The organism is Kitasatospora sp. NPDC057223 (assembly GCF_042669755.1).
Lineage (GTDB): Bacteria > Actinomycetota > Actinomycetes > Streptomycetales > Streptomycetaceae > Kitasatospora.
This window is the reverse complement of the sequence record NZ_JBHUWW010000238.1, coordinates 1-6,181: the sequence shown is the minus strand read 5'-3', so window position 1 is coordinate 6,181 and position 6,181 is coordinate 1. Positions and strand designations below refer to the sequence as shown.

The following is a 6,181-nucleotide window of genomic DNA, read 5'->3' as shown; positions in this document are numbered from 1 at the left end:
GCCGGGGCCCTGGGCCCCGGCCGGCGGTTTTCGTCCGTCCGCAGGCGTCAGCGCAGGCGCCAGCCGTGGTCGACCGGGCCGATGCCGGCACCGAGCGCGAAGCCGGCCGCGATGGCGCCGGTGACGTACTCCTTGGCGGCGGCCACCGCCCCCGGCATGTCCTGGCCCTTGGCCAGTTCGGCGGCGATGGCGCTGGCCAGCGTGCACCCGGTGCCGTGGGTGTGCCGGTTGTCGTAGCGGGGCGCGCGGAACCAGTGCTCCTCCCCCAGGCCGCCGTACAGCAGGTCGGCGGCCTCGCCCTCCAGGTGGCCGCCCTTGACCAGCACCCAGCGCGGGCCGAGGTCGAGCAGGGCACGGGCGGCGCCGGGCATGTCCTGCGGCCCCTCGACGGTGATGCCGGTGAGCTGCGCCACCTCGTGCAGGTTGGGGGTGGCGAGGGTGGCGACGGGCAGCAGCCGCTCGCGCAGGGTGGCGACGGCCTCGGCGGCGAGCAGCGCGTCCCCGTGCTTGGAGACGCCGACCGGGTCGACGACCACCGGGGCGTCGACGCCGGCGAGCAGTTCGGAGACGGTCTCGACGAGTTCGACGGAGGCCAGCATGCCGGTCTTCACGGCCTGCACGCCGATGTCGTCGGCCACACTGCGGAACTGGGCCCGGACGGCCTCGGCCGGCAGCTCCCAGTAGCCCTGGACGCCGAGTGAGTTCTGCGCCGTGACGGCGGTGATCACGCTCATGCCGTGCACGCCGAGGGCCAGCATCGCCTTCAGGTCGGCCTGGATGCCGGCCCCGCCGCCGGAGTCGGAGCCGGCGACGGTGAGCACGCGGGGGGGAGCTGTCGAAACCATGCGGCCCAACCTACCGGGAGCCGCCTGCCCGGAGCCGTCCGGCCGGGTCGTCAGAGGACGGCTTCGGACTCCGCCCAGCGGTCGGTCGGCACGGTCTTGAGACGGGTGACGGCCTCGGCGATCGGCACCAGCTCGATGCTGGAGCCGCGCAGCGCGGTGAAGTGGCCGAAGGCGCCCTTGTGGACGGCCTCGACGGCGTGCCAGCCGAAGCGGGTGGCGAGCACCCGGTCGAACGCGGTGGGGGTGCCGCCGCGCTGGGTGTGGCCGAGGATGACCGGCCGGGCCTCCTTGCCGAGCAGGTCCTCCAGCTCGTGGGCGAGCCGGGTGCCGATGCCGCCGAAGGTCTGGTGGCCGTACTGGTCGACGGCGCCGTGGTCGAAGCGCATGGTGCCGTCGAGGGGCGCGGCGCCCTCGGCGACGGCGATGATGGCGAACTTCTTGCCGCGCTGGAAGCGGTCCTCGACCATCCGGGCGACGACCTCGATGTCGAACGGCTTCTCGGGGATCAGGATGCCGTGGGCGCCGCCGGCCATGCCCGCGGTGAGGGTGATCCAGCCGGTGTGGCGGCCCATCAGCTCGACGACCATGACGCGCTGGTGCGATTCGGCGGTGGTCTTCAGCCGGTCGATCGCCTCGGTGGCGACGTGCACGGCGGTGTCGAAGCCGAAGGTGAGGTCGGTGGCGTCGATGTCGTTGTCGATCGTCTTGGGAACGCCGACCACCGGCAGGCCGGCCTCGCTGAACTTCCTGGCGGCGGTCAGGGTGCCCTCGCCGCCGATCGCGATCAGCGCGTCGATGCCGATGTTGCGGGCCAGCGTGCGGGCGTTCTCGACGGCCCAGGCGATCCGCTCGCGCTGGACCCGGGCCGAGCCGAGGATGGTGCCGCCGAGGGTGAGCAGACCGGTCACGTCGTCGTGCGAGACGGGCCGGCTCCGGCCCTCGATCAGGCCGAGGAAGCCGTCCTCGATGCCGATGATCTCGTCGCCGTGGACGTCGGTGCCGCGGTGCACGACGGAGCGGATCACCGCGTTGAGGCCGGGGCAGTCGCCGCCGCTGGTCAGGACGCCGATACGCATGGGGCTGTGCTCTCCCGCTCCGTGGGCCTGCGCCCCCGAGTAGATGGATGCCGATCGTCCGTCAGGCCGTGCAGCTGTTGACGGCAAGCCTACGCGGTCGCCCCGCCGGGCGGCCCGCTCCCCGCCCGCGGCCTACTCCGCGAAGTGGTCCCAGCCGCCGACCCGGTCCCAGGGCGCGCCGTCCACCGTCACCCGGCCGGCCGCCGACGGCCCCGACCCGCGGGCGGCGCGCACCACCTCGCCGACCACCCGCCAGCGGGCGGGAAGTTGGGCGGTGGCGGGGAAGGTCGCCACGATCGCGTGGTCCTCACCGCCGGAGAGCACCCAGACCAGCGGGTCCACGCCGACGGCCTGCCCGATGTCCGCCATCTGGGCCGGGATGTCGAAGTCGGCCGCCTTCAGGTCGATGTCGACGCCGCTGGCCTTCGCCACGTGGCCGAGGTCGGCGACCAGGCCGTCGCTCACGTCGATCATCGCGGTGGCGCCCAGCTCGGCGGCGGCCGGTCCGGCGTGGTACGGGGGCTCCGGGCGGCGGTGCGCCTCGACGAAGGCGCGCGGCGAGCGGAAGCCCCGCTGGAGGACGGTGAGCCCGGCGGCCGACCAGCCGAGCCAGCCGGTCACCGCGACCACGTCCCCGGGCTGCGCGCCGGAGCGGACCACCGGCTTGCGGCCCTGCAGGTCGCCGAGGGCGGTGATCGCCAGCGTGATGGTGTCACCGCGGACCACGTCGCCGCCGACCACCGCGGCGCCCGCGACCTGGCACTCGTCGCGCAGCCCGTCCATCAGTTCGGTGGCCCAGGTGGTGGGCAGGTCGGCGGGGGCGACCAGGCCGAGGAGTATCGCGGTGGGCACCGCGCCCATGGCGGCGATGTCGGCGAGGTTCTGCGCGGCGGACTTGCGGCCGACGTCGTACGCGGTGGACCAGTCGCGGCGGAAGTGCCGGCCCTCGACCAGCACGTCGGTGGTGGCCACCACCCGGCCGTCCGGGGCCCGGACCACGGCGGCGTCGTCACCCGGGCCGAGTTCGACCGCCGGGGTGGGCTGCAGCCTGGCGGTCAGCTCCTTGATGAGTCCGAACTCGCCGAGCTCGCCCACGGTCCCCTGCATGCGCCGTCCTCTCAGGTCTGATCACGTCCGGAACACCCTGCGACAGGCATTGTGTCCCGCATCCCGCGCGCAGCGTACGCCCTCCGGCGGTGCACGGGTCTCCCCTCCCCGGCCCGCTGCGCGGTAGCGTGGTGATCAGGCTGCCGGTGAGCCCGCCCCACCCCACTCTTCCGGGCGATCACGGCGGCGGTCTCCGTACCCAGCCGCCCTGGAGGTCCCCGTGGTACATGCGTACATCCTGGTCCAGACCGAGGTGGGCAAGGCGACCTCCGTGGCCGCGTCGATCAAGGTGATCCCGGGCGTCCTGCTGGCCGAGGACGTCACCGGGCCGTACGACGTGATCGTGCGCGCCGAGGCGGACACCGTGGACGACCTGGGCCGGCTCGTCGTCGCGCAGGTCCAGCAGGTCGAGGGCATCACCCGGACCCTGACCTGTCCCGTGGTGCACCTGTAGGCCGGTCTAAGATCGGCAGGTGACCCGAGACGCCGGCGCCCAGCGCATCCTGAAGGCTCTGCCGGCGCCCGTCCGGTGGCTGGCCGCACCGGCCGTGCTGCTCGGCTGCGTCGTCCTGCTGGTCGGCAGCTGGGGGGCGCCGCCCGCGCCCGAGGCGCCGGCCCCGACGGCGAAGGAGCTCCCGTACTGCGAGGCGTTCGCCCGGGCCCTGCCGCAGACCCTGCTCGGCCACGCCCGCAAGCCCTCGGCCTCGCCGTTCGTCGCGGTCTGGGACAGCTCGCCGCGGACGGTCGTGCGCTGCGGGGTGCCGCGCCCGGACGCGCTGGACGGGCCGGCAGCGGTGCGCGACGCCCCCGAGGTGAACGACGTCCAGTGGTTCGACGAGCCGGACGGCGACGGCGGGTACCGCTTCACCACCGTGCTGCGCGAGGCCTACGTCGAGGTGACCGTGCCGGCCGGGGCCTACCCGAACTACGCGGACCCGGTGCCGTCGATCTCCGACGTGGTGAAGGCCACCGTCCCGGTGTGGGGCGAGCAGCCGGCCGGCGCGGCCACGGCGACGGCCTCCGCCGCGCCGTGACCGCCGCCGGGCGCTAGCGCAGGCCGGTGGAGCGGCGCAGCGCCGCCTGCAGCAGCCGGTCGATCAGCTCGGAGTACGGCAGGCCGCTGGCCTCCCACATCTTCGGGTACGCCGAGATGGGGGTGAAGCCGGGCATGGTGTTGATCTCGTTGACCACCCAGCTGCCGTCCGCCAGCAGGAAGAAGTCCACCCGGGCGAGGCCCTCGCAGCCGAGCGCCTCGAACGCGGCGACCGCCTGGCGGCGGATCTCGGCGCTCTCCGCGGCCGTCAGCCGGGCCGGGATCTGCACCTCGGAGGAGTCGATGTACTTGGCCTCGAAGTCGTAGAACTCGTAGCCGCCGCCGACCAGGATCTCGGCGGGCACGGAGGCGCGCGGCCCGTCCTCGAACTCCAGCACGGCGCACTCGATCTCGCGGCCCTCGACACCGGCCTCGACGATCACCTTGGGGTCGTGCCGGCGGGCCTCGGCGATCGCGCCGTCGAGGTCCCCGAGGTCCTTGACCTTGGTGATGCCCATGCTGGAGCCGGCCCGGCAGGGCTTGACGAACAGCGGCAGGCCGAGCGCGGCGATCCGCTCACGGGCGGCGGCGCGGCCCTCCTCGGACTCCCACTCACGCGGGCGGACCACCGTGTAGGTGCCGACGCCGATGCCGTGCGACTCCAGGATCCGCTTGGTGAACTCCTTGTCCATGCCGACCGCGCTGGCCAGCACGCCGTTGCCGACGTACGGGACACCGGAGAGCTCCAGCAGACCCTGCAGGGTGCCGTCCTCGCCCCACGGGCCGTGCAGCAGCGGCAGGACGACGTCCACCTCGCCGAGGGCCTTGGGAGCGGCGCCGGGCTCGCTCCAGAGCACCTCGCGGCTGTCCGGGCTGGACGGCAGCACGACCTGGCCCTCGACGGACTCGGCGACCTCGGCGACGTCCGGCAGCCGGCCGTCGGTGATCGCCATCCGGGCGGGGTCGTCGCTGACCAGGGCCCAGCGGCCCTCGTGGGTGATGCCGATCGGCAGCACCTCGTACTTGTCGCGGTCGATGGCCCTGAGCACACTGCCCGCGGTGGAGACCGAGATGGCGTGCTCCGAGCTTCGCCCGCCGAAGACGATCGCCACCCGCGGCTTGGCGGCGGCAGCGGACTGGTTCAGGGGGGTCTGTTCGATGCTCATATCGGCCATGAGACTACCGTGCGACTCTTTGCGCCCGCGTAACCTGCGCTCGGGGTCACCCCCGCCGCCGGTTCACCTCCCGCGCCCCGCCCCGGCCGCCGCCCGCCGTTACCGGCGTTCCGGCTTCGCCGAACGGGCCATCAGCGCCGCCAGCACCTCCTGGGTCGGGCGCCCGTTGTGCACCACGTCCACCACGGCCTCGACCAGCGGCATCTCGACGCCGCTGCGCCGGGCGAGGTCCAGCACCGACTCGCAGGACTTCACGCCCTCGGCCGTCTGGCTGGTGGCGGCGATGGTCTCGGCCACCGACATGCCGCGCCCGAGGTTGGTACCGAAGGTGTGGTTGCGCGACAGCGGCGAGGAGCAGGTGGCGACCAGGTCGCCCATCCCGGCGAGCCCGGCGAAGGTGTACGGGTCGGCGCCGAGCGCGACCCCGAGCCGGGTGATCTCGGCCAGCCCGCGGGTGATCAGCGTCGCCTTGGTGTTGTCGCCCAGCCCCATGCCGTCGGCCATGCCGACCGCCAGGCCGATCACGTTCTTGACCGCTCCGCCCAGCTCGCAGCCGACCACGTCGGTGTTGGTGTACGGGCGGAAGTACGGCGTGTGGCAAGCCGTCTGGAGCCGCTTGGCGACCACCTCGTCCGTGCAGGCCACCACGCTCGCGGCGGGCTGCCGGTTGGCGATCTCGCGGGCCAGGTTGGGGCCGCTGACGACCGCCACCCGCTCGGGACCGACCCCGGTCACCTCGGTGATGACCTCGCTCATCCGCTTCACGGTGCCGAGCTCGATGCCCTTCATCAGGCTGACCAGCACGGTGCCGGGCTCCACCAGCGGCGCCCAGGCGGCCAGGTTCTCCCGCAGCGTCTGCGAGGGCACCGCCAGGAACGCGAACTCGGCGCCGGCCAGCGCCCCGGCCGCGTCGGTGGTCGCCGAGACCCTGCCCGGGAGCGAGAT

Annotated in this window: 7 protein-coding genes; 2 read left to right on the top strand and 5 right to left on the bottom strand. The window is 73.9% G+C overall.

All coding sequences use genetic code 11. The features are described from left to right. Window positions 1-47: 47 nt before the first annotated feature. The 3 genes from thiD to ACFUK0_RS39135 form a co-directional block, all read right to left on the bottom strand. Window positions 48-845, bottom strand: a complete 798-nt coding sequence (thiD, locus tag ACFUK0_RS39145; RefSeq protein ID WP_380258679.1) for a bifunctional hydroxymethylpyrimidine kinase/phosphomethylpyrimidine kinase — start codon at window positions 843-845, stop codon at window positions 48-50. Window positions 846-895: 50 nt separating this feature from the next. Next, entirely contained in the window at window positions 896-1,921 is a 1,026-nt protein-coding gene (locus ACFUK0_RS39140; RefSeq protein ID WP_380258677.1) for a 6-phosphofructokinase, read from the bottom strand. Window positions 1,922-2,053: 132 nt separating this feature from the next. Then, entirely contained in the window at window positions 2,054-3,028 is a 975-nt protein-coding gene (locus ACFUK0_RS39135; protein WP_380258675.1) for a thiamine-phosphate kinase, read from the bottom strand. A 220-nt stretch (window positions 3,029-3,248) separates the two neighbouring features. On the opposite strand from ACFUK0_RS39135, the gene ACFUK0_RS39130 reads away from it, so the two are divergent. Both ACFUK0_RS39130 and ACFUK0_RS39125 read left to right on the top strand, forming a co-directional pair. Continuing rightward, complete coding sequence (locus ACFUK0_RS39130; RefSeq protein WP_380258673.1) at window positions 3,249-3,482, top strand: Lrp/AsnC ligand binding domain-containing protein; 234 nt, start codon at window positions 3,249-3,251, stop codon at window positions 3,480-3,482. Window positions 3,483-3,501: 19 nt separating this feature from the next. Continuing rightward, on the top strand, window positions 3,502-4,062 hold the full coding sequence (locus ACFUK0_RS39125) for a DUF3515 domain-containing protein (protein WP_380258671.1): 561 nt from the start codon (window positions 3,502-3,504) through the stop codon (window positions 4,060-4,062). A 13-nt stretch (window positions 4,063-4,075) separates the two neighbouring features. On the opposite strand, the gene ACFUK0_RS39120 is transcribed toward ACFUK0_RS39125, so the two are convergent. Next, the gene (locus ACFUK0_RS39120; RefSeq protein WP_380258669.1) at window positions 4,076-5,227 is read right to left on the bottom strand and encodes a D-alanine--D-alanine ligase family protein; all 1,152 of its coding nucleotides are present in this window, start codon (window positions 5,225-5,227) and stop codon (window positions 4,076-4,078) included. A 108-nt stretch (window positions 5,228-5,335) separates the two neighbouring features. After that, a partial coding sequence (locus ACFUK0_RS39115; RefSeq protein WP_380258667.1) for an NAD(P)H-dependent glycerol-3-phosphate dehydrogenase occupies window positions 5,336-6,181 on the bottom strand: 846 nt, incomplete at its 5' end.